Here is a 22971-nt window from a genome sequence, read left to right as displayed (position 1 = left end):
AGGCACGCACAGCGCACGCACAACAGACGCGATGCGCGGCCGTCGCCTCGCCAAATGATGTGTACCGAATGCCGGCGTTTGAGACAGACTCAGGCGTCCGCGAGATATCGTTGCGGGGTGCGTCCCGTGACTTGCTTGAACATTGCGATGAAGGCGCTCGGGCTCGCATAGCCGAACGCGTCTGCTGTTGCGGCGACCGACGAGCCCAAGGCCAGCGTCGAAATCGCCTCGGACACGCGCAGGTGCTGACGCCATGTCACGAACGTCATGCCCGTGTCCGTCTGAAAGTGACGCGCCAGCGTCCGTCCACTCACCCCGAATTGTTCGCCCCAGAAGTCGAGCGTCAGCTTGCTGGCGGGGTCGTTCATCAAGTGCTCGCAGATCGCCTGTAGCCGAGCGTCGCGTGGCACCGGCACGCCCCGCTCGGGCACCGGCGCGGCGTCGCGCAACACGCCCATGAGCGGCGGCACCGACAGCGCCGCTCGGCTCGTCGGCCCATAGCTGTCGCCATCGCGGCTCACCGTCAGGGCCAACTCGCGCATCAGCGGTGTGACAAGGATCACGGTCGGAGTCGTCCAGTCCCACGGAAACACGCGCGGCTCCATGTAGACGTTACCCATCTGCCCGTCGCCCACGGCATGCAGTTCGTGCTCCACGTCCGAGGGCAGCCACAAGGCGCGCGAAGGCGGCAGTGTCCAGATGGCGGTAGACGTCAGCACTCGCACGATGCCGCGCACCGCGAAGACCAGTTGGCCATGGCGATGACGGTGCCAGATCAGCCGCTCGCCGTGGCGAAAGGGTGTGACCTGCACGTAGACGTCGCGTGGCAATGGACGCACCGCATTGGGAAATCGTTTGCGCAGGAAATCGCTCATGCCGGGGATTGCGCTTGGATGTCGCCAAATGGATGCCGATTGTCAAAAAATCGACATTTATTGTCGTCCTTACCTTTTCCGAACCCGATATTCTCCATAGCTATCAATGTGTTGTGCCGGATCACGTGCAAATTTAGTAATGAGTCTCATTTGCGATATTTCCGCCAGTGTAGCGGGAATTGGACCGTGACGGGCGCAATGCCGCTATCCGCACAAAACACCCGGATGCCAATTTTCGATCGCCGGTGAAGCCCGGCAACAAGGGGAAGTGTTGTCAACGATGCAAACGAGTCAGAACCAGAAACCTCGCCGCGCGGCACGGGGCCGCATGTCCGACGGCACGAGGGCAGGGCAGTCGCATTCGAAGCACTACGTGCTCACGCCCGTCGCCATGGCCATGCTGATGCTGGGCGCCGCTGCGGCGCATGCGCAAACGCCGACACCGACGACTCCCGCGCCGACAGCCGCGTTGCCTGCCGCGAACGTGAGCGCGCAACGCGATGCGCAAACCGAAGACACCGGGTCGTACGGCACGGCGAGCACGACCATCGGCAAGACGCCGCAGGCGCTCAAAGACATTCCGAATTCGGTGTCCGTTGTCACGCGTGCACGGATGAACGATCAGGCGATGACGTCGGTGGCCGATGCGTTGCAGTTCACTACGGGCATTACCGCCGTCAACTATGGCGACGGCACCTACTATTTCAACTCACGTGGCTACAACGTCGGGGTGGAATTCGACGGGGTGTCGATCTTGAGCGGTATCCAATACCAGCCACAGTTCGACCTCTCGATGTACGACCGCGTGGAAGTCTTTCGTGGCCCGGCGGGTCTGCTGGACGGCACGGGCGAGCCGGGGGGCACCGTCAATCTTGTGCGCAAGCGTCCGGGCGACACATTCGCCGTTCGCAGCGAGACGACCATTGGATCGTGGGCGAATTATCGTCAGATGATCGATGTGACGGGGCCGCTCAACGAATCGGGCACGATTCGCGGACGTGCCGTGTTGACGGGGGACACCGGTAACAAATCGGTGACGCGCACCAATGAGAGCAACTTCCTCGCCTACGGGGCGCTCGAGTTCGACCTCACGCCGCGCACGCTGCTCTCGCTGTCCGGCTCGTATCAGGTCAATCCGCTGCACGCCTTCGATTATGGCCAGTCGCTGCTGACCAACCGGTCATTCCTGAATGCGCCCAACAACTCGAACTTCTCTCCGGACTGGAACTATGCGTGGGTGTCGATGCAGGAGGTCAACGGGAAGCTGGAGCATCGTTTCGATAACGACATTGTCTCGACGACGACCATCAATTATCGTCACCTGCTCTCCAACAGCAAGTACGCCTATCTCGGTCCGGGCATCAACCCGACGACGCTCACGGCCAATTATTTCGGCCAGTCGCAGCGCGGCGAGAGCAACCTGCTGGGTATCGACTCGCACTTGTCCGGACCGGTGGAGGCGTTCGGTCGCAAGCACGAGTGGCTCGTTGGCATGAATTACCAGATGACGCAGCAGCGCAGTCTGTCGGGGGGCGAGAATCTCGGTACGTTCAGTATTTTCTCGCCGTCGTTGGCAGAGCCGACGATTCCGTTCGACTCGGGCAACAACTTGCGCGCGCAGCAATTCGGTGTGTACGGACAGGCGCGCGTGCGTGTGCTGGACCCGCTCACCGTTGTGCTGGGCGGACGTGAAGCGTGGTTCCAGCAGCAAAGTCAGGATCTGCTGCCGACCGAAGGGCAGTGGAGTACCACCGCCCGGGCGAACCATAAGTTCATTCCTTACGGCGGCGTGGTACTGGCGATCACGCCGCAGATCAACGCCTACTTCAACTATTCGAAGATTTTCGCGCCGCAGACCGCGACGACGTTCGACGGTCAGGGGCTGCCGCCGCGTGAAGGTCAGCAATACGAACTGGGCGTGAAGGGGGCGTTCCTCGACGGTCGCCTGAATGCGACGGTGGCGGCCTTCCGCATGACCGACACCAACCGTGCCGTGGCGGATCCGTTCCACCCGATCGGTTCCGTGGCGGCCGGTTCGGCGCAAAGTCAGGGCTGGGAGGCCGAAGTCACCGGCCAGATCACCCGCAACTGGAACGTATATGCGGGATACACGCTGCTCAATTCGCGTTACGACAGCGACCCGAACTTCGCCGGCCAGACACTCGACGGCGAGGAGCCGCAACACCTGTTCAAGCTGTACACGACGTATCGCTTCTCGAACGGTCAGTTCGGTGGCGTGCTCGACGGGCTGCGCGTGGGCGGCGGTGTGCGAATCCAGAGCTCGACGTACCGCACGGTGGGCGCCGCGCAGGGCGGATATGCGGTGTGGGACGCGATGCTCGCCTACCGGGTGAATCGCCATCTCGAAGCGCAGCTTAACGTGAACAATGTGTTCAATCGCGACTACTACGCCCGCGTGCCGTCGACGTTCTACGGCATTTATGGCGAGCGTCGCAACATCATGCTCACGCTGCGCGCCGACTATTGAGCGTCGTCAAGGGGCGAAATATCGGCGGGTCACGGCGGCCACCCCCCCGTGCCAGCCGATTGGACAGCGCCATGCAACAGTGTGTTGCACGGCGCTGTCGGCTGAAATCCGGAAATGGCGGTACACTCCGAGCACACGCTGCCGCTGTGCGGTGGTGTGCAACTCTCTAATTTCAGCCAGTCCGAACGTCAACATGAAGTCCCCCGGCACCCCTTCAGCCACGCTCAATTGCGCCGATGGCGAATGCGTCGAGCTTGTCGCCACGGCGACGCTGCCGACCCGCTACGGCACTTTCACTTCCCACGCGTTTCGCGTCAAAGACAGCAACAACGAGCACCTCGCGCTGGTCATGGGCGACGTGACGGGGCTGTCGGACGGTGCGGCGCCGTTGGTGCGTCTGCATTCGGAATGCCTGACGGGCGATGTTTTCGGCTCCTATCGCTGCGATTGCGGCGAGCAGCTCGATGTGGGTATGCGCAAGATCGCCGAAGAAGGGCGTGGCGTGATGCTGTATCTGCGCGGCCATGAAGGGCGCGGCATCGGCCTGAGCAACAAGATTCGCGCGTATCTGCTCCAGGAGCAGGGGCGCGATACGGTCGAGGCCAACCTCGATCTGGGGCTGCCCGACGATGCCCGCGAATACGACTCCGCCGCCGCCATCCTGCGCATTCTTGGTGTCAGTTCGGTGCGCCTCATGAGCAACAACCCGAAGAAGTTCGATACGCTGGTCAGGCACGGCATCCCCGTGTGCGAGCGCGTGACGCTCGACATTCCGATGCGCGAAGAGAACCAACGCTACATCCGGACCAAGCAGACCAAGTTCGGGCACTACTTCGAAGAGAACGAGTGAGCGCGAGCCGGTCGGATAGCTGGTCGCTTTTCGATTTTCGACTCGGCGTCCCGTGTCATTGCACGGGGCGAAAGCCCCGTCAGTCAGCCCCGTCAGTCCAATACTTCAGCGTGACTGACGGCGGCGCTCTGCCACGATGAGTGTCAGATACACCAGGCCGGCGGCCATGCTGGTCTGCCCGCTGTAGTTCACCAGCCCCAAGCCCCATCCCTGATACATGACCGTCGCGCCAAGCGCCACGGCCAGTGCCGTCCATCCGGCGACACGGTATCTGCGCGTGCGCGCGGGGGAGACGCCGTTGAGCAACGCCTCCTGCTGACGCTCGGTTGCCAATGCCAGCGCGGTAAAGCCCGCAAGGCAAATCGTAAAGGTGACGAAATGGATCATGCGCGATCCTCGCTCAACGACGCGTTGATCGCCGCGCCCGCGGGTGTCTCGGGCGGCGTTGTGCCGGTCTGCGGTGCCTTCGTTGGCTTCGCCGTCTTCATCGCCTTTGCCTTCGGCTTATGCCGCGCGGTACGCACTGCGAGCCACGCGTGCAACGCCGCGAATGCCCATAGCATCAGATCCACGCCTGCGTAGACCCAATCGCCGGTGGTCACGCTGTGCCAGAGGCCGCGAGACGTCGTGAGCGCGTTGAGTACCGGGAGCAGCGCGAGCACGGCAGCCGCGATCCACAACAACTCGATCCACGCACGTTTGGCCGGACGCACCAACGCATAAAGCAGCGTGGCCGCCCACATCCAGTAGAACAGGTCGACCTCGGTGGCGCTGCGTTTGACGGCGTCGGCCGGAATCAGACGGTTGCCCCACAGGAACGCGGTCATCGCTATCGAGAGCCCGGCGATGGCCGCGATGTTCAGACGTTCGACGACATAAAAACCGCAGTGAGGCCGCGCTGGGTCTGGCAGCTTGCTGCGGCGTTTGACCGTCCACATCACCAGCCCCGTGCCCACCATTGCGGTCCCGCCCAGGCTGACGAGGAAATAGAGCCATCGCAGATGCAAGTCGCTGAAGCGCCCGAGGTGCAGCGCGTACATCACGCCGCGCGTCTCGGCGGCGGGGCCGACGTTCTCGCGCACGTCGATGCGCTTGCCCGTTGCGCCGTCGAACAGCAGGTACTGCGGGCTCATCGAGACACGGCGGGTTTCGCCGCGTGTGACGGCGACACGCGCGGCGGCGTCGCCGGCGTTGGTGACGGTCACACGTCCGACATCGTGAGCGCCCCAGCGAGCTTGTGCTTCACGCACCATCGCGTCGATGGGCGCAAGCGGCGCCTTGACGCCAGTGGCTTCGCCCGGCGGCGGGAAGACGTTCAGTTGCGCGCTGAGTTGGGCGTGATCGGCCGGAGTCTTGATGGCGGTTTGCGCACCCCAGGGCATGTACATCGCCATGAGCGTGACGAGGCCGGTGTAGGTAATCATCAGGTGGAAGGGCAGGCCGAAGACCGAAAGCGCGTTGTGCGCGTCGAGCCACGAGCGTTGTCCTTTGCCCCACCGGAAGGTGAAGAAGTCGACGAAGATCTTCTTGTGCGTGATGACGCCGCTGACGATCGCCACGAGCATGAACATCGCGCAGAAGCCCGCGAGCCAGCGTCCCCACAGGACCGGCAGCGGGTGGAACTGGAAGTGGAACCGGTAGAAGAAGTCGCCGCCGAGGGTGTCGCGCGTCTTGAGGATCTGGCCCGTCGCGGGGTCGAAGATCGCTTCTTCGAAGTTTCTGCGAGGGGGGCTCGCGTGGCTCCTGGGCGCAGTGGCCGGCGGGGCATTACGCCAGAACACGTTGGCGATCGGGTTGCGCTCGGTCGGCAGATAGAGGGTCCACTGCGGACTGCCTGCGGCGAGCGTCGTCAGTTGCCCGGTGACGGCTTGTGCAACGACCGCCGGATCGGACAGCGCCTGCCGATGCGGCACTTCGGGGCGCATCCATTGCGATAGCTCGTCCTTGAAGTAGCTCACGGTGCCCGTGAGGAACATCGCGTACAGCAGCCAGCCCACGAGCAGGCCGGCCCATGTGTGCAGGTCGGACATCGTCTGACGGATGCCCCGGCCCTGCGGTTTCGATTGGGTGGACGGCACGGACGTCATGCAGCGCCTCCCGTCACAAGACCCGACGACACCGCCCACGCGACGAGCGCGAGCGGTGCGGCGACGATGAGCAGACCGGCCCAGGCATGCCACGCGCCGCGCACGGCGAACACCCAGACGACCGCACCGGCATAGATGGCGAAACTCGCCAGTTCGCCGGTGATGACCGCCTGCGCCTTGTCCATCGGACAGGCGAGTATCGCCACGCTGGCCAGCGCAGCGACGGCGTAACCGCCGCCGATGGCTGCCACGATGCGGGAGACGAGCGCGCCGAGATTGCAGAGATTGCCGAACCCGGTGCGACGAACCTGAGCCATGATGCTTGCCGTTGAGTGGTTGGACTTACTTGTTGGGCGCGGCGGCCGGACCAGCCGGGAGCGGCTCGATGCCGTCGGCCTGCACGACGGTCGTGGTCGTCACGTAGCTCACGCCCTGATAGCGCTCGTTACCCTTGGCGCCCGTGCGCTCACCCGGCGTGGTGTCCTTGTGACTGACTTCGGCAACATACACACCCTTCCACGGCATATCGAACGTGACCAGGCCGTGTTCGTCGGTATGGGCTTCCTTGGCCCAGCCCGATTGCGTGACGAGCGACACCTTGGCCTTGGGCAGCGGCTTGCCCTGGAAGAACAACTGGAACTCGCCCGGCTTGCCGGCGGGCACCAGATCGAGCGTCAGATGCGGCTTCTGCTTCGAGAAATCCGTAGCCAGACGCGCCGACGGACGATACCAGTTCGTGACTTCCTGGCCGTCGCGCTTGAAGGTGAAGAGCGGGTAGCTGGCGTCTTCTGCGACGAGGGCTTCGCCCGCGGTGGCCTTGAACGGCAGGGCGAAGCCGTTGGTGGTCTTCGTCGCGGCGGCCGTCTTCTCACCCTGCGACGAGCTCAGCGTGCCCGTGGGCGCGCCGAACTTGTCGAGCAGCCCCGGCGAGGCTTCGCGCAGGTTCTCGCCGAATTCGCCGAAGCGGATCACGGCGTTCTGGCCAGCGGGCTGCTCGATCCAGATCTGATGCGCCTGTGCGGTGCCGGCAAGGGCGATGAGAGCACCGAACGTGAGTTGCGTCAGTCGTATCAGGCGCGTCGGGCGGATGGCGGCAGTCGTCTTCATGGCAATTTCCTTTGTGAAGTTGCGGGCACTACGGACAGGGTGAAACGGGGAAAGCCGGGGTGTCGGTTCAGGTTGCATGGGCATCTCGATTCGCCTCAGAAGTCGAACTGCGCGGACAGCACGAACGTGCGCGGCGCGGCCGCGGTGGCGTACGTGCCGCTCATCAGCCAGTAGTTCGAATTGAACAGGTTCTCGATGTTGGCGCGGAACACGACCGACTTGCCTGCGACGCGCGTGCGATAGCGTGCGCCGATGTCGTAACGCGTCCAGGCGGGCAATTCGAGCGTGTTGGCCGCGTTGAAATACATGCGCGACGTGTTGATGATGCGGCCGTTGAGCGAGAGGCCCGGCACCCATGGCGTATCCCAGTCGACGCCGAGATTGAACGCGCGCCTGGGCACGCCGTTCGCATCGTTGCCGTCGTTCACGCCGCCAGCCGTTTTGGTGAGCTTCGCATCGTAGAACGTGGCGCTGGCCATCAGGCGCAGACCCTTGACGACTTCTCCGTAGGCCGACAATTCGAGGCCGCGGTTGCGCTGTTCGCCGTCGAAGCTGTAGATGTTGGTCGCCGGGTCGGTGATCGCATTCGGACGCTGCACCTGGAACACCGACACCGTCGTCGTCACCGGACCCCAGTCGGCCTTCACACCGGCCTCGTACTGCTTGGACTTGTATGGCGGGAATACCTGGCCGGCGTTGCGGGCGGTCGCCGGGGCGGTGCCGCCGCGCGACAGGCCCGAGGTGAAGTTCGCGTACACCGAGACGTTCTGCAACGGTTTGACGACGATGCCCGCGAGCGGCGACACGGCGCTCTGGTCGTAGTTCGATGTCAGCGCGCCGGTAGCCGTGCTGTAGTTGTCGAGCGCGACGCGCTGATGGCGCAGGCCGCCGGTGAGCAGTACGCGATCGTTGAGGAACGACAGCGTGTCGGTCACGGCAATGCTCGTCAGCGCAGATTCCGACGCCTTTTTCGGTTCCGTGCGCGGCGCATTCACGGCCGGCAGCGGCGCCGGGTTGTAAATGTTCGAGGGCACCGCCGTCGAACCCGGCACGTATGCATTGCCGGAATCCTGCTCCAGACGCGAGGCCTGCACCGTAAGCGTGTGACCGATGTCGAACGTCTTGAAGCTCGCACGCGCGCCCACATCCACCGTGCGCGAGCGGGTGTAAGAGTCGTAGTAAGAGTTCGTCGCCATGAAGTTGCCGAGCGAGTCGGCGGGGCCGCCCGGGAACGTCTGGTACGCGGTGGCGTAGTGATAGCCCACAGCACCCCAGACCGTGACGTTGCGCAGCACGTCGTATTCGAGGCGCGTGGTGACGGCCGAGTCGTGCAGATGCAGCTCGCTGCCGGGGTAGAAGTTGCGGTAGCCCGACGGCGCTTCCGGAATTGTCTTGACCGACGACTGGAAACCGATTTGCGGACGGAAGTTGTCGTCGCCCTCGTGCTGGGTGTAGGCGTCGAGTGTCCAGCGCAGGCGTTGCGTGGTGTAGTCGAGGCCGACCGAGCCGAAGCCGATCTTCTGCTTGCCGTTGTCGAGCGTGGTGTTGCCGCCGCGCAACACGCCATTCACGCGCACCCCCCATTCCTGGTTCTCGCCGAAGCGGCGGCCCACGTCGGCTTCGACGCCGAGTTGCGACTTGTTCTGGAATGTCGTCGTCAAGCGCGTGATCGGCTCGTTCGTCGCACGTTTGGTCACGACATTGATCGCGCCGCCGATGCTGCCGCTCGGACCGATGCCGTTCATCAGCGTGCCCGGTCCCTTGAGAACTTCCACGCGCTCGACGATGGCCGCAGGCACGCGGCTGGCTGAGGCCATTCCGTACAGGCCATTGAGGCCGACATCGCTGCTGGAGACGGTGTAGCCGCGAATCTGGAAGTCGTCGCCGAAGCCGCCGCTGGAGGTCAGCATGCGCACCGACGATTCGTTGATGACGACGTCGGCGAGCGTGCGGGCCTGCTGGTCGCGCACCATTTGCTCGGTGTAGTTCATCGTGCTGAAGGGGACGTCCATGGCGTCGGCCGAGCCGAGCATGCCAAGGCTGCCGCCGCGCGCGACTTGGCCGCCCGCGTAGGCCGGTTGCAGGCCGTTGTCGTAGGCGGCGATGACGTGGGTTGTCGGCAGCAAGACGGCGCCATGCGCCCCGGTCGAACCGGCGGCGGGCTGAATCAGGAAGCTGCCATTCGATTGCGGCACGACTTCGACCCCGGTGCCTGCCACGAGCGCTTCGAGCCCGTTACGCGGTGTGTAGGTGCCCTTCAGGCCGTTGCTGTGACGTCCCGCCGTGACTTCGGGTTTGAACGACAGCATGATGCCGGCGTCGCGGCCGAAGCGGCTCAGGGCGTCTTCAAGCGAACCTGCCGGGATGTCGAAGGCACGCGCCTCCGGTGTGGCGGCGCTTTGCGCGTGGGCGGCAAGCGGTGCCGCAAGGGTGCCAAGTGCGACGCTCATTGGTGTGGCAACGGCCGCGCCGAAGGCAATGCGACCCAATGCGCAGGCCAGCCGCGTGCGGCGATGTACCCAGTGTGGTTGGCTTGTAGCGCGTTGCAGCCCCCGGACGTAACCCATGATCTGACCTTTCGTTTGGAAGAAGAGTGGTGGTGTTCGTCTTCCATGACCCACGAAAAATCAAAACGGATCACCTTCTTGAAAATATTTTTGCCGGCGCCAGACGCCTGATGTCGGTCCATCGGTTATGCCGGGACCAGTCGGATTTCGCGGGCGCCCCAAAAGCGCGTGACCACCTGCGTGCGCACCGCGAGCGTAGTGCCGAGCGTGTCTAGCACCTTGCCCACATCGTCGAGTGGAAACGTGCCCGACACGCGAAGGTTCGCGACGCTGGCGTCGCACGAGAGCGCCGCGTTGCTGTAGCGCGCCAGTTCGGCGACGAAATCTGCGAGCCGCATGCTGCGCGCGACGATGAAGCCCTCGGCCCAGGTGGCGTCGTCCGTTGGCGTCTGGCTCGCGTCGGAGATGCTGTCGGCCGTATAGCGCGCGTGCAGCCCCTCGCGAACGATCAACGATTGCTCGGGCTTCGCGCGCGGACGAATTTCTACGGCGCCCTTGAAGACGCTCACATGTGTGCCGTCTTCGAATTGCCGCACGGTGTAACGCGTGCCGAGCGCGCGTGCGGTGCCTTGCGACGTTTCGACGAGGAACGGACGCGGCGGCGTGTGCGTGTCGGGCGCCGTCGTAATCAGGACTTCACCGGCAACGAGCCTCACGCGTCGCTCGTCCTCGCGATAGACGATATCCACGGCGCTGCCGGTGTTGAGCACGAGCTGTGTGCCGTCAGCGAGTTGCAGCGAGCGGCGCTCGCCCACGGCCGTATGCACGTCGGCCGACCAGCGTTGCCAGGGCGACGAGTGCAACAGGCTCCAGGTGCCCCCGCCGGCGAAGAGCAGTAGGGCGAGCGACTTCACGGCGCGGCGGCGCTGTCGGGACGCGGGTGGCGCCAATGCCGCCTGCGCGACACCCGCTTGCACGGGCGAGGCGAGCGGCGCGAGCTTGCCTTTGACGGACTCGATGCGCTGCCATGCACGCTCGTGATCGGGATGCGCCTCGCGCCATCGTTGCCATTCGGCCACCGTTTGCGGCGAGACGTCGTCGTCCTGCAATTCGATCAGCCATTCGACGGCGCGCTCGGCCACCTCTGCCGGCACGTTGGCGGCATCTGAGGTGGCGTCGTACCAGCTTGAGCGAATGGCGGACATGGTGGAGGCAAGCGTGGCCAGTGGTCGGTGAAGGGGCTGCGTCAACCGAGGAACGACAGGTCGGCGAAATAGCAGCGCTGCAACGCCTTGGCGAGGTAGCGCTTGACCGTTGGAATGGAAATGCCGAGCGACCCGGCAATCTGCGCATGCGTGCGCCCATCCAGTTGCGAATGCAGAAACGCTTGCCGGACGATGGCGGGCAGGCCGTCGAGCAAGCGGTCCAGTTCGATCAGCGTTTCGAGCATCATCGCGCGCGTCTCGGGCGACCATTCGACATCGCGCGGCACATGGGCGAGGGCGTCGAGATAGGCGCGCTCGAGTTTCTGCCGACGCCAATGATTGGAGACGAGATTCTGCGCGACCGTTGTGAGGTACGCGCGAGGCTCGTCGAACGTGGCCGGTACGCGCTCGCTGCCGAGCAGCCGCACGAAAGTATCGTGCGCGATATCGGCCGCCTGTTCGGCACTGCCCAGACGCCGATGCAGCCAGCCCTTCAACCAGGAATGGTGATGGCTATACAGCAGTTCGACGGTAGAGGGGAGGGTGCCCGTGGTATGCATGATCCAGCCTGATGTTCGGTCCACTCACGACGCTCTGGACCAGCGCGAACACTGGTAACGGTCATGCAGCAGTTGAAACGAATGCGAATGATTTGTTAATGATAATCATTATTAATAACTCAAGGGAAATATCCCTGTCAACGCCAAGTGCTTTCCAGGAGATGGAATAGATCGGAGTGCCGAATTCGGGACTCGCTTGTGCAATCCTCGCTCAAGCCCGTCTCGCGGCCTTGACGGGCGATGACGTGCGCAGGGGCTGGGCAAAATCTTAAGTTGTTTGCGATGCAGCAATTATTGCTTGACGCTGTAATTTGGCCTCAGTTACCATCCGCCCTGTCTTCAATTTAAGGGGTTAGTCCGTGAATTCCGATGCCAGTAGTAGTCGATCTTTGATCGACTGATTGCCTGAGGATCCACAGCCTTCCCTGTGCCGCGTCCTCATGCAGGATGCGGTGTCTCGCGCCACCCGAACGCTCGCTCTGAGCGTGCTCTGTCCGGCGCAATTCCCGCAAAAGTTTCCACTGTTGTGCCCGTAACGGGCGATGTCGTCCTGCGCATTCGTTTTGCGTCGCGACGGCACGCACTTGCGAGCCAGCTGTCCGTGCCGTGTGCGGTGCGGACACTTCGCAGCCATGCGAGGGAATCATGCGAGTTTTTCAAACGTTTCAGGCTTTCCAGAGCCAACCGACGCGCGCCACGCCGGTGTCGCACCTGACTATCGTCTGCCTGGCCGAGGCCCTGGGTGCCTTGCGCAAGCAGATGTTCATCGATCTCACCGCGCTCGGCCTGCGCGCCACGCATGTCAGCATTACGCGCTGGAACGATCGCGACGAGGCGTGCGCCACCGTCACACTCGATTGCCCCCAGGGGGCGCGTGCTTCGCTCACGTCGCTCGTCATGCGGCTCTCGGGCGAGCGCAGCGTGCGTCGTGTGTTCTGGTCCGACGACACGCCGCGTCGCACGACCGGCGGCGCGATGGCGGCACACGCGTGATGCCGCGCTAACGAGCGATTTCGAAATCGTTGTCGGACAGCGCTCGCGCGCCTGACGGTGCGCCGAATCAACAAACATAAGGAGTCCAAAATGGAAGACGGAAGTAGCCGAATGTGGCCCGTCGGGACCGCGCGCATGGCGCACGGCTTCCCGGCGGGCAATTCAGTGCCAGACCCACGTATTTTCACCATCACCGACCGCGCGCCGCGCGGCGCGGCTGGGTGCGTTCGCGCTTTTTTCCGGAGAGATGACATCCGGTAGCGACTGACGAGACCGGCCGGCCGCCATGTCAGCACTTGCCAGCATAGGCAAGCACAGACAAGCGTAAGCCGCGCAAGGAAATCGTCATGACAAAGAATCATCGCTCGCGCCATAAACAGCGCGGCTTCGTCGATCACTCGACATCCTCCGATCTGCCGCTCACGGGCCCCGATGTCGTTGCACGTCTGGCGACCGAGCCGCTGCACGATGTTCTTCACACACTCGGCACCGACGTGAGCGGCCTGGCGCTTGCCGATGTCGGCCAGCGCCAGACACGCTACGGTCCCAACGAAATTGCGCACGACAAGCCGCCGCACTGGGCGCGGCAACTCGTGAGCGCCTTCAACAACCCGTTCGTGATGGTGCTGCTCGTCCTCGTGGCGATCAGCTTCTTTACCGACGTCTATTTCGCCGATCCGGGCGATCAGGACTACAAGAGCATCATCATTCTGGTGACGATGGTGACGATCAGCGGCCTGCTGCGCTTCTTCTCCGAGTTCCGTTCGCTGCGCGCGGCCGAGAAACTCAAGGCGATGGTGCGCACGACGGCTAGCGTTCGCCGCCGTCTCTCGGCCTCGGGCAAGCCGGAGCGTCACGAGGTCGCCATGCGCGAGCTGGTCGTGGGCGACATCGTGACGCTTCAGGCAGGCGATATGATCCCGGCCGATCTGCGTCTGATCGAATCGCGCGATCTGTTCATCAGCCAGGCGGTCCTGACCGGCGAGGCGCTGCCCGTCGAGAAGTACGACACGCTCGGCGCCGTCGCGCAAAAGTCCGCCTCGATTGCCGCAGACCAGGGCAATGCCAACCTGCTCGACCTCTCCAATATCTGCTTCATGGGCACGAACGTGGTGAGCGGCACGGCCGTGGGCGTGGTCGTTGCCACTGGCGCCGACACGTATTTCGGCGCGCTGGCGAAAAACGTGGTCAGCCACAAGCGTGTGGAGACGAGCTTCGACCGTGGCGTGAACAGCGTGAGCTGGCTGCTCATCCGTTTCATGCTGGTGATGGTGCCCATCGTCTTCATGATCAACGGCCTGACCAAGGGCGACTGGCTGAGCGCGTTGACGTTTGCGCTCGCGGTGGCCGTCGGCCTGACGCCGGAAATGTTGCCGATGATCGTGAGCGCCAACCTCGCGCGCGGTGCAATGGCGATGTCGCGTCGCAAGGTGGTGGTCAAGCGTTTGAACTCGGTGCAGAACTTCGGCGCCATGGACGTGTTGTGTACCGACAAGACCGGCACGCTCACGCAGGATCGCATCATTCTCGAGCAGCATCTCGATGTGGCAGGCGACGAGCAGGAAGACGTGCTGCGTCTGGGCTGGCTCAACAGCTATCACCAGAGCGGCCAGCGCAATCTGATCGACGTGGCCATCATCCGTCGCGCCAATGAGATCGGTGAGTCGGTGCAGCCGCGTACGTTTGCCAAGATCGACGAGCTGCCGTTCGATTTCGTGCGCCGCCGTCTGTCGGTCGTGGTCGCCAACGATCGCAGCGAGCACCTGATGATCACGAAGGGAGCCGTCGAGGAAATGCTGGCGGTGTCCACGCATGTGAAGACGCCGCACGGCGTGCGCGCGCTGGACGATACCGCTCGCGCCATGCTGCTCGCCCGTGCCGAGGCGTACAACGAGGACGGCTTCCGCGTGCTGGTCGTGGCCACGCGCGATATCCCGGCGGGTGAGACGAAGACCCAGTACAAGACGTCCGACGAAGTGGGTCTGACGGTCTGCGGCTTCCTGACCTTCCTCGATCCGCCCAAGGATTCGGCCGCCCCGGCGATTGCTGCGCTGCGCGAGCACGGTGTTGCCGTGAAGGTACTCACGGGCGACAACCCGATCGTCACGATGAAAGTGTGCCGTCAGGTCGGGATCGAACCCGGTACGCCGTTGCTCGGCGCCGATATCGAAGCCATGGACGAGGCCTCGCTGCGTGAAGCGGTCGGTCGCACCACCGTGTTCGCCAAGCTCGCGCCGCTGCACAAGGCGCGCGTGGTCAAGGCGTTGCAGGCCAATGGCCACACCGTGGGCTTCCTGGGAGACGGCATCAACGACGCCCCGGCATTGCGCGATGCGGACGTTGGCATCTCGGTGGATACCGGTGCGGATATCGCCAAGGAAACCGCCGACATCATCCTGCTCGAAAAGAGCCTGATGGTGCTCGAAGCGGGCGTGATCAGGGGCCGCGAGACGTTCGGCAACATCCTCAAGTATCTGAACATGACGGCCAGCTCGAACTTCGGCAATGTGTTCTCGGTACTGGTGGCGAGCGCGTTCCTGCCGTGGGAGCCGATGCTCGCGATGCAACTGCTCGTGCAAAACCTCGTGTACGACATCTCGCAGATGTTCCTGCCGTGGGACCGCATGGATCCGGAGTTCCTCAAGAAGCCGCGCAAGTGGGACGCCAGCAACATCCGCCGCTTCATGCTGTGGATTGGGCCGACTTCGTCGGTGTTCGACATCACGACGTATGCGCTGATGTGGACGGTTTTCGGTGCCGGGGCGCTCTATCACGCGCATGGCGGCAATGCCGGTCAGGTCATCATGAACTCGGGCTGGTTCGTCGAAGGGCTGGTCTCGCAGACGCTGGTCGTGCACCTGCTGCGCACGCAGAAGATTCCGTTCCTGCAAAGCACGCCGGCATTGCCGATCATGCTCTCGACGTCGGTCGCCATCGCCATTGCCTGCTGGCTGCCGTACTCGCCGTTCGCTGACGCACTGGGCTTCGTGAGCCTGCCGGGGTCGTACTTCTACTGGCTCGTGGCGACCATGCTCGGTTACATCGCGCTCGCCCAGACGGTCAAGACGATCTACATCCGCCGCTTCGGCCGCTGGTTCTGAGCGAGCGTCAATCACACACATCGCTTTGCCGCAACGCTCACGCCCGCCAGGGCGGGGGCTTGCCACCCCACACGCACGTCCCGGCGCAGGCCGCATACCCCACGCCGCATGCCGCACGGGACGGCACACGCGAAAAGAGAACGACTCATGAAGAAGCAACTGATGTATCTGGCACTGTGCTGCCCCCTCAGCGCCTTCGCCGCGCACCCGCTGGTCACCGACGATACCGGCACGCAAGGCGACGGCAACTGGCAGTTCGAGACGAACGGCGAAGTCACGTCGAAACAGCAGGACATCGGGCGTCAGACCTTGTGGAACAGCACGCTCACGCGCGGCGTGGGCGAGTCGCTCGACGTCTATATCAACGTTCCCTATACCCACATCGACACGACGTCGGACTCGGCTGGCCGGGGTTTCGCCGATGTGGAAACAGGGGCCAAATGGCGTCTGTACGACGATGGCGCGTTCAGCGTCGGTCTGAAGCCGTATGTGATGTTCCCGGTGGGGGATGACCGTCGCGGGCTCGGCACCGGCCGGGTGAACGCTGGCGCCACGTTGCTTGCGCAGTACCAGATCGACGACTGGACCTTTCTGGCTAACGCTGGCGCCGCGTATCAGTCGAATCGGCAGGGACAGCGTCAGGGGCTGTGGAAGGCGTCCGCCGCAGTGCTCTACCGCGTCTTGCCGTCGACGCAACTGATTCTGGACGTCGGCACCTCGCAGAACCCCGATTTCGCGCAAAAAACGAACCCGGCGTTCATGATTCTCGGCGCGATCTATAGCCCGACGTCGTGGATGGATCTCGACGTCGGCTATCGACGCGGCCTCAACCCGCAGACGTACGACTATTCATGGATGGGCGGGCTGACGGTGCGTTGGTAAGGCGCGCAGGCCCGGCAGCCCTTTGACGCGTAGCGCGCCGCACGCCGCCCAATATTCGGTAATGAATGGAGCGTCGCGCGGCGTCTGCGGGACATAAGATGCATATCGAGGCCATGTTAAACTGCCTCGCAAAAGCCTGCGGGGCGGCGCATCGCGCCGCCTTGTCCGTTCCCGCCGTCGTTACGCTGCCGTTCCCCTGTCGCATGCGCCTCACCGACCATACCGATTACAGTCTGCGCACCCTGATCTACGTCGCGGTTCATCCCGACGAGCTTGTGCACGTGCAGTCCGTGGCGGAGGCGTTCGACATTCCCAAGAACCACCTTGTGAAGATCGTTCAGAAGCTGGGCCAACTCGGTTTTCTGCACACGGTGCGAGGGCGTGCGGGCGGGATTCGTCTGGGACGCCCGCCTGCGCGCATCGGGCTCGGTGAAGTGGTGCGGGCGATGGAGCCCGATTTCGCGATGGTCGAGTGCTTCCATCAGGGCGAGAACGCCTGCGTCATTACCTCGGCGTGCCATCTGCGCGGCGTGCTGGGCGAGGCGTTGCGCGCTTACTTTACGGTGCTTGACCGCTACACGTTGGCCGATCTCGTCGGCCAGCCCGAGGTGTTGCGCCGTCTGCTCGGAGACGCCGTAACCGCTGCCGTTCCGGTGGCGGACATTAAGGTGAGACGACGCGTTACGGCGTCGTAACATTGCATCGATCGCATCGACAGCGGTGGCGCTTTCGCCGTCTTGCCGGACACATTCCCCGCTTTTTCCGCCATCCGATCGGCGCTCGCTATCGTTGTCATAGCGCGCGCCAATAGCTATCGCCACATCTGGACGATTGGTCGCATCTTGCAGACGTCCTGCCGCGCAAATCGCACTGTCCTTTCGTAATCTTGAGTCGTACCCCATAGCGTTCATCGAACTTCACAGACGGACGCTCAGAGGCAACCGACTTCCGGCAAACCATGCCGATCGAAACGAAAGGAGTATCACCATGAACGTTCGTATTTTCGCTGCCGCCCTGATCGCCACTGCGTCGCTGGCCAGCGCTTCGGCTTTTGCCGACACGCAGACCGCTGACGCCGGGCAACCTGCCACCTCACAAGGCCTGACTCGTGCGCAAGTGCGTGAGGCGCTGCGCCAGGCGCGCGCCTCGGGCCAACTGGACCAATCGCTCCAGACATATCCGTCGTTGCTGCAACAGCGCTCGTCGGTAGGCCGCTCGCGTGCGGACGTCCGTTCGGAAATCGGGACGGGCGCGCCGGTTGCCGATAACCGGGCTTGAGGCAGGCGAGACGCGTTATCCGAGAAGTGAGCGGCTGTCGTTCAAGGGGGGCTGGGCCGGTCCAAGCAAGGGTTGGGCAAATCCCCCATAATCGGCGCACCGGGTTAATTCGATGAGTGCGCCATGGATCGGCTCTCCACCCTGATTTCGAATTTCGGCGTTCGCGCCGGTGTGTTTCACAGCGGCGGCCTTTGCGGGCTTGCCAGTTATGGTGTCGATGCCCACGACGGCGGACACTTGCATTTGTTGCGCGCGGGCGAAGTCGCGCTCGTGCTGGAAGACGGTTCCCGACGGCAGATCGCAGAGCCGTCGTTGATCTTCTTCCCGCGTCGCAATCATCACCAACTGCTGTCCGGCGAAGCGGATCGTACGGAATTGGTGTGTGGCTCGTTGTCGTTCGACGGCGGTCACAATAATCCGCTCGTGGCCGCCTTGCCCGAGTTTCTCGTTCTTCCGACGAAATCCCTCTCCACGCTTGAACTCACGCTCAACTGGCTGTTTGCGGAAGCGTTCGGCACGAATTGCGGGCGGCTTGCCGTGATGGACCGGTTATTCGAGTTGCTGGTGATTCAGTTGCTGCGTCACGTGCTGGAGCATCGTCTGGTGAGTTTCGGCATGCTCGCCGGGCTGGGCGATCCGCGACTCGCGCGAGCGCTGAACGTGATCCACAACCAGCCGGGTGAAGCGTGGACGGTCGAGTCGCTCGCAAGCACCGCGAACATGTCGCGCGCCAACTTTGCCGCGCAATTCCGCGAAGTGGTCGGCCAATCCCCGGCGGATTACCTGCTGGATTGGCGCATCGGTCTGGCGCAGAAGCGTTTGCGAGACGGTCAGCCGATCGCACGCGTGGCCGAGGAGGTGGGATACGACAGCGCGTCGGCGCTCGCGCGTGCCTTCCGTCGCAAGACGGGCAGCAGTCCGCGAGACTGGCTCCGCGCGCAGATGCACGCGGTCACGACGTTGCCGCCGCCCCGCGTGCAGATCGTGCCGGCGTTGCCGGCTCAGGCGGCGTAGATCAGAACACGTGGCTGACGCCCAGTCGCACGATAGTCTGTGAACTGGTTGCCGACGACATGCCATTGGCGGCGTCGCCCACCGAGGCCGTGGCGTCGATTACATTGCCGTAGGTGTCGAGCGTGTTGCCGGATGCCTTCTGATAGCCCGCCAATGCATACAACTCCGTGCGCTTGGACAGGTTGTAGAACGCCGCGAGGTTGAACTGGTGATACTTCGCGCCCGAGGCGTTCGCCGCCGGGGCATTCACGTTCGTGAAGCTGTAGCCGCCGCCCAGCCGGAAGGCATTCGTGAAGCGATACATCGCCAGCACACCGACCGTGTCGAACTTGGCCGTGCGCGAGAAGCGCGAGTACGTGCCCGCCGAATACGCCGTGTGGCTGTAGCTCGCGCCCAGCGTGGTGTTGCCGATCTCGTACGTCATCGCGGTGGCGACGATGTCGCGCGCCTTGGCGCTCGCGTAACCGGCATTGATCGACGAGGCGAACGCCGATTCCGACGAGCCGGCCCAGCTACCGATGGTCGTGTCGGTCGCGCTCGCCTTGTCGTTGTTGGCGTGCGAGTAGCCGAGGCCCCAGGTCAGCGGGCCGTTCGCGTACTGTCCGGCGAGGCCCCAGGTGTTCTGGCGTCCCATTGTGCCGGGCTGGCCGCCGAAGCCATACGTTGCGCCGAAGGTGAAGCCGCTCCACGTCGGTGAGCGGTACTTCACGCTGTTGTTCACGCGCGAGCCGTGGTCGAGGTTGTCGACGTCACCCGGATGCGCGCCTACGCCGGAGAGCAACGCCGTGCCGCCCACGGAGCCGACCAGATCGATCAGCGCGTCGTACTGACGGCCGAGCGTGACGGTGCCGTAGGCCTTGTCCTGCAAGCCGACATACGCATGACGGCCGAACTCCGCGCCGCCCTGGCTGGCGACGCCGGTGCCGATGTTGAAGCCGTTCTCGAGACGGAACAACGCCGTCAGGCCGCCGCCGAGATCTTCCGTCCCCTTCATGCCCCAGCGGCTGCCTTGCCACGTGCCGCTCTGGAACGCGTAATTCGATGCCCCATTGATGACGGCGGGACGACCCGCCGCACCCGCACGCGTGACGCTCGCGACATTGCTGGCGTAGCCGACACCGCCGTCGACGATGCCGTAGAGCGTGATGTTGGACTGCGCGTGCGCGAGCGTGGCAGCACCGCAACCGATGACCAGTGCCGCGGCACGGGCGAGAGGAGAGTGGGCGAGAGACTTCATGGTGTGTTTCCTGAGCGAGACAAAGAGAGGCGAACGGACACAAAAGGACACAAAAGGACGATGCGGTTCCCGGTGTCATGTCCCGGGTTGTCGCATCGCGTCATAAATTAGGAATCCTAAAAATATGAGTCTCGATTTCCCGCGACGAAGATGACGGAGGTCAGCGGGAGATCGGGCCGCGCGGTGTTCGATCAGCGCGCGGCCGTGGCGGGGGGGAGTACGCGATTTACTTCGTGGCGTCTTTCCCCTGATGGGCCAGCGCGGCGCGCAGGCGTGCGGGCGAATCCGTCATGACGGCATCGAAGCCCAGTTGCGATGCGGCCTCGAAGTCTTGCGGCGTTTCCACCCCGAAGGCGACGAGATGGACATCGCCGCGCGACTTGAAGCACTGCACGGCGGCCGGCGTCCACCAGTTGGCGACGACCTTCGAGATGCCTTCGCCGAGCGTGAAGCGCTCGACCACTTCCACCTGACGGTGGAATTCGATACCGGCCCACGTGCCGGGCGCGGGTGGCGTGGCGCATTGACCGGCGAGGGCGGCGGCCACGAGACGATTGCGCGTGGCGTCGCGCGATTCGAACAATTGCGCTTGCGGGCGGCGTGCGCGCATGCGGTCGGTCGCTTCGGCTTCGGTGGAGTACAGACGCACACGCGACCAGGCGTTCGTATCGTCGAGCACCTTGATGACGGCCTCGACCAGCGGTGCAGCGGGCGTTTGCTTCATGTCGAGCAGCACGGGCACGTTGGCGGGCACGGCGGCGAGCGCCTCGCGCAGCGTCGGAATCGGCAGCGGATGATCGCGATACGGATAGACGGTCTGGCCGTTGGCCTCCTTGCGCGAGAACGCATATCCCGCGTTGAGTTTCTTCACGTCCGAATAGTCGAGGTCGGCGAGCTTGCCGCGGCCGTCGGTGAGGGCGGAAAGGTCGGCGGGGCGGTACATCACCGGCACGCCGTCGCGTGTGACCTGCACGGTCATCCACAGCGCCTGCGCGCCGTTCTGCAACGCGTTGGTGAAGGCTTGCACCGTGTTTTCGGGCGTATCGCCCGTGCCGCCGCGATGCGCGACGATCAGCGGGGCGGCGCTGGCGGGGGACGAGGTCAGCGCGCCAAAGGCGCAGGCGACGACGGCGGCGCTGACGACGGCAATGCGCGCCCAGACAGGCGTGGCAGACACGGGGGAAGCGCGGAACGAAGCGGATGACATGATGAGCAGTCTCGGGGCGAGGGCGTGATTGATCGGTGGCGAGGTATCGGGGTATTGGGGTATCGGGGTATCACGTCAGACGACGAGAATTTCGGGCGCAGTCGCGCTCAGGTGCCGGCTCAGCGGGTCGGGCAGCGGGCCGTCCGTGACGACGAGATCCTGCTCGTCGAGCTGGCCGCCGCGCACGCTGGGCTTGCGGGTGAACTTGTAGGCGTCGGCCACGAGAATGCGGTAGCGGCTGGCATCGCGCAGCGCTTCGCGCGACGCGGCTTCGTGGCGGTCGTAATCGAGCAGCGTGCCGTCGTCGTCGATGCCGCCGACGCTGTACACGCCCACATCCGCCCGATAGGCGCGAAACAGCCGGTCGGCCTCGTCTCCGAGAATTTCCGGATTGGGCGAGCGCAGTTCGCCGCCGGGCACGATCACGCGATGTTCGGGATTGCTGGCGAGCGCGAGCGCCGCACGCAGATTGTTCGTGATGATGCACAAACGCTTGCGAGGCACCAGCGCGAGGGCCACTTGCTCGGGCGTGGTGCCGATGCCGATCAGGACGGTAGCGCCGTCGGGAATGCGTTCGGCGGCGGCGTGGCCGATGCGCAGCTTGCCTTCGAGATTGCGCACGCGGCGCACCTCATACGGCTGGTTCGTGCCCGGCGTGAGCAGGCGCGCACCGCCGTGATAGCGTCGCAACACGTTCGCGTCGCACAGGGTGTTCACGTCGCGACGAATGGTTTGCGTCGCTACGCCGAAGTGTTCGGCGAGGGCGTCGACACTCATTTCACCATGCTGGCGGAAGAGGGCGACGATGCGAGTCTGACGCTCGGAAAGGTCCATCGGGCGGTCGTAGGTTGCACATTCGTTCTGGAATGGGCGCCACTTTGACAGCCGAGGATGACATTCAAATGACGATGTCAAATGTTCAAATGAACATTTTCAGTCAGCGAGACAGGCTCGAATGAACGGGGGCATTGGCTTCGAATTTCGCGCAGCGCGTGGAGAAGAACGTGCGCACGTTGCGAATGTTGGTGGCGCTTTTGAAGAGGCGTCGCGCGAGCTCGTCGTAGGCCGCCATATCCCGCACTTCGGCGATCACCACGAAGTCCGGCCCCGGCGAGACGCGATAGCACTGCGTCACCGCCGGTTCTTCACAGATGTAGGACTCGAAGGCGTCGTAATCCTCGGCCGCTTGCCGGTCGAGGCTCACTTCGACGACGGCGGTAAGCGTTGGCCCCAGCTTCGATGCGTCGATGATCGCAATCTGGCGCGCAATCACGCCCGCCTCACGAAGCGCGCGCACGCGGCGCAGGCAGGTCGGCGCGGACGCATGGACGCGCCGCGACAGCTCAAGGTTCGAGATCGACGCATCGGCTTGCAGCGCATTGAGGATTCGCAGGTCCAGATCGTCGAGTGTGAGGCTTGCCATGTGATTTACCGCAACGGGTTGTAGGGTGAAATATAATTTCACAATGATGTGAATGTGAATTTATATTTCAAATAAATAAAAATATTGACGATTAATTTCAGTTCGCTAACTCTACCATCGCTTCACTGGCTGGCAATGGATCATTCCGGAGAGGCGT

The 22971-nt window shown here is 63.8% G+C and carries 20 protein-coding genes; 8 read left to right on the top strand and 12 right to left on the bottom strand.

What is annotated here, in order from left to right; genetic code table 11:
• Positions 1-89: 89 nt before the first annotated feature.
• A complete protein-coding gene (locus tag ACIPHM_RS22455; RefSeq protein ID WP_400333273.1) occupies positions 90-875 on the bottom strand; it encodes an AraC family transcriptional regulator in 786 nt (261 codons plus the stop codon).
• A gap of 328 nt (positions 876-1203) precedes the next feature.
• Between ACIPHM_RS22455 and ACIPHM_RS22450 the strand changes: the two genes are divergently transcribed.
• Positions 1204-3363 carry a TonB-dependent siderophore receptor gene (locus ACIPHM_RS22450; protein WP_400333271.1) on the top strand — a complete coding sequence of 720 codons (2160 nt, stop codon included), beginning with the start codon at positions 1204-1206 and terminating at the stop codon, positions 3361-3363.
• Positions 3364-3556: 193 nt separating this feature from the next.
• Positions 3557-4213: a GTP cyclohydrolase II gene (gene ribA, locus ACIPHM_RS22445; RefSeq protein ID WP_400333269.1), complete on the top strand. Its 657-nt coding sequence runs from the start codon at positions 3557-3559 to the stop codon at positions 4211-4213.
• Between the two features lie 105 nt (positions 4214-4318).
• On the opposite strand, the gene ACIPHM_RS22440 is transcribed toward ribA, so the two are convergent.
• The 7 genes from ACIPHM_RS22440 to ACIPHM_RS22410 form a co-directional block, all read right to left on the bottom strand.
• Entirely contained in the window at positions 4319-4600 is a 282-nt protein-coding gene (locus ACIPHM_RS22440) for a DUF3325 domain-containing protein (RefSeq protein ID WP_400333268.1), read from the bottom strand.
• Positions 4597-6300: a PepSY-associated TM helix domain-containing protein gene (locus tag ACIPHM_RS22435; protein WP_400333265.1), complete on the bottom strand. Its 1704-nt coding sequence runs from the start codon at positions 6298-6300 to the stop codon at positions 4597-4599. The genes ACIPHM_RS22440 and ACIPHM_RS22435 overlap by 4 nt, the downstream gene beginning before the upstream one ends.
• Complete coding sequence (locus ACIPHM_RS22430; RefSeq protein ID WP_400333263.1) at positions 6297-6617, bottom strand: DUF3649 domain-containing protein; 321 nt, start codon at positions 6615-6617, stop codon at positions 6297-6299. Before ACIPHM_RS22430 ends, ACIPHM_RS22435 begins: the two co-directional genes overlap by 4 nt.
• Positions 6618-6642: 25 nt before the next feature.
• On the bottom strand, positions 6643-7371 hold the full coding sequence (locus ACIPHM_RS22425; protein WP_400333399.1) for a DUF4198 domain-containing protein: 729 nt from the start codon (positions 7369-7371) through the stop codon (positions 6643-6645).
• Positions 7372-7502: 131 nt separating this feature from the next.
• Positions 7503-9857 carry a TonB-dependent siderophore receptor gene (locus tag ACIPHM_RS22420; protein WP_400333260.1) on the bottom strand — a complete coding sequence of 785 codons (2355 nt, stop codon included), beginning with the start codon at positions 9855-9857 and terminating at the stop codon, positions 7503-7505.
• A 242-nt stretch (positions 9858-10099) separates the two neighbouring features.
• Positions 10100-11119: a FecR domain-containing protein gene (locus ACIPHM_RS22415; RefSeq protein ID WP_400333257.1), complete on the bottom strand. Its 1020-nt coding sequence runs from the start codon at positions 11117-11119 to the stop codon at positions 10100-10102.
• 41 nt (positions 11120-11160) lie between these two features.
• The gene (locus ACIPHM_RS22410) at positions 11161-11679 is read right to left on the bottom strand and encodes a sigma-70 family RNA polymerase sigma factor (RefSeq protein ID WP_400333396.1); all 519 of its coding nucleotides are present in this window, start codon (positions 11677-11679) and stop codon (positions 11161-11163) included.
• Between the two features lie 645 nt (positions 11680-12324).
• On the opposite strand from ACIPHM_RS22410, the gene ACIPHM_RS22405 reads away from it, so the two are divergent.
• The 6 genes from ACIPHM_RS22405 (at position 12325) to ACIPHM_RS22380 (ending at position 18947) form a co-directional block, all read left to right on the top strand.
• On the top strand, positions 12325-12672 hold the full coding sequence (locus tag ACIPHM_RS22405; RefSeq protein WP_400333254.1) for a hypothetical protein: 348 nt from the start codon (positions 12325-12327) through the stop codon (positions 12670-12672).
• A 347-nt stretch (positions 12673-13019) separates the two neighbouring features.
• Positions 13020-15773, top strand: coding sequence for a magnesium-translocating P-type ATPase (mgtA, locus tag ACIPHM_RS22400; RefSeq protein ID WP_400333251.1), 2754 nt, complete (start codon positions 13020-13022; stop codon positions 15771-15773).
• Between the two features lie 147 nt (positions 15774-15920).
• A complete protein-coding gene (locus ACIPHM_RS22395) occupies positions 15921-16655 on the top strand; it encodes a transporter (RefSeq protein ID WP_400333248.1) in 735 nt (244 codons plus the stop codon).
• 203 nt (positions 16656-16858) lie between these two features.
• Positions 16859-17350 carry an Rrf2 family transcriptional regulator gene (locus ACIPHM_RS22390; RefSeq protein ID WP_400333393.1) on the top strand — a complete coding sequence of 164 codons (492 nt, stop codon included), beginning with the start codon at positions 16859-16861 and terminating at the stop codon, positions 17348-17350.
• Positions 17351-17642: 292 nt separating this feature from the next.
• Positions 17643-17933 (top strand): DUF4148 domain-containing protein, encoded by a 291-nt coding sequence (locus tag ACIPHM_RS22385; protein ID WP_400333245.1) that lies wholly within the window; start codon positions 17643-17645, stop codon positions 17931-17933.
• Between the two features lie 123 nt (positions 17934-18056).
• Entirely contained in the window at positions 18057-18947 is an 891-nt protein-coding gene (locus ACIPHM_RS22380; protein WP_400333243.1) for a cupin domain-containing protein, read from the top strand.
• A gap of 1 nt (position 18948) precedes the next feature.
• On the opposite strand, the gene ACIPHM_RS22375 is transcribed toward ACIPHM_RS22380, so the two are convergent.
• The 4 genes from ACIPHM_RS22375 to ACIPHM_RS22360 form a co-directional block, all read right to left on the bottom strand.
• On the bottom strand, positions 18949-20184 hold the full coding sequence (locus ACIPHM_RS22375) for a porin (RefSeq protein WP_400333241.1): 1236 nt from the start codon (positions 20182-20184) through the stop codon (positions 18949-18951).
• Positions 20185-20410: 226 nt separating this feature from the next.
• Positions 20411-21391 carry a glycerophosphodiester phosphodiesterase family protein gene (locus tag ACIPHM_RS22370; RefSeq protein WP_400333240.1) on the bottom strand — a complete coding sequence of 327 codons (981 nt, stop codon included), beginning with the start codon at positions 21389-21391 and terminating at the stop codon, positions 20411-20413.
• 75 nt (positions 21392-21466) lie between these two features.
• Positions 21467-22225, bottom strand: a complete 759-nt coding sequence (locus tag ACIPHM_RS22365) for a DeoR/GlpR family DNA-binding transcription regulator (RefSeq protein ID WP_400333237.1) — start codon at positions 22223-22225, stop codon at positions 21467-21469.
• A gap of 103 nt (positions 22226-22328) precedes the next feature.
• Complete coding sequence (locus ACIPHM_RS22360) at positions 22329-22814, bottom strand: Lrp/AsnC family transcriptional regulator (RefSeq protein ID WP_400333236.1); 486 nt, start codon at positions 22812-22814, stop codon at positions 22329-22331.
• Between the last annotated feature and the right edge of the window lie 157 nt (positions 22815-22971).

It is taken from the genome of Pandoraea sp. NPDC087047 (assembly GCF_044745225.1).
Taxonomy (GTDB): Bacteria; Pseudomonadota; Gammaproteobacteria; order Burkholderiales; family Burkholderiaceae; genus Pandoraea.
The sequence above is the reverse complement of the archived record's forward strand: the minus strand, read 5'-3'. Positions and strand labels throughout refer to the sequence as shown.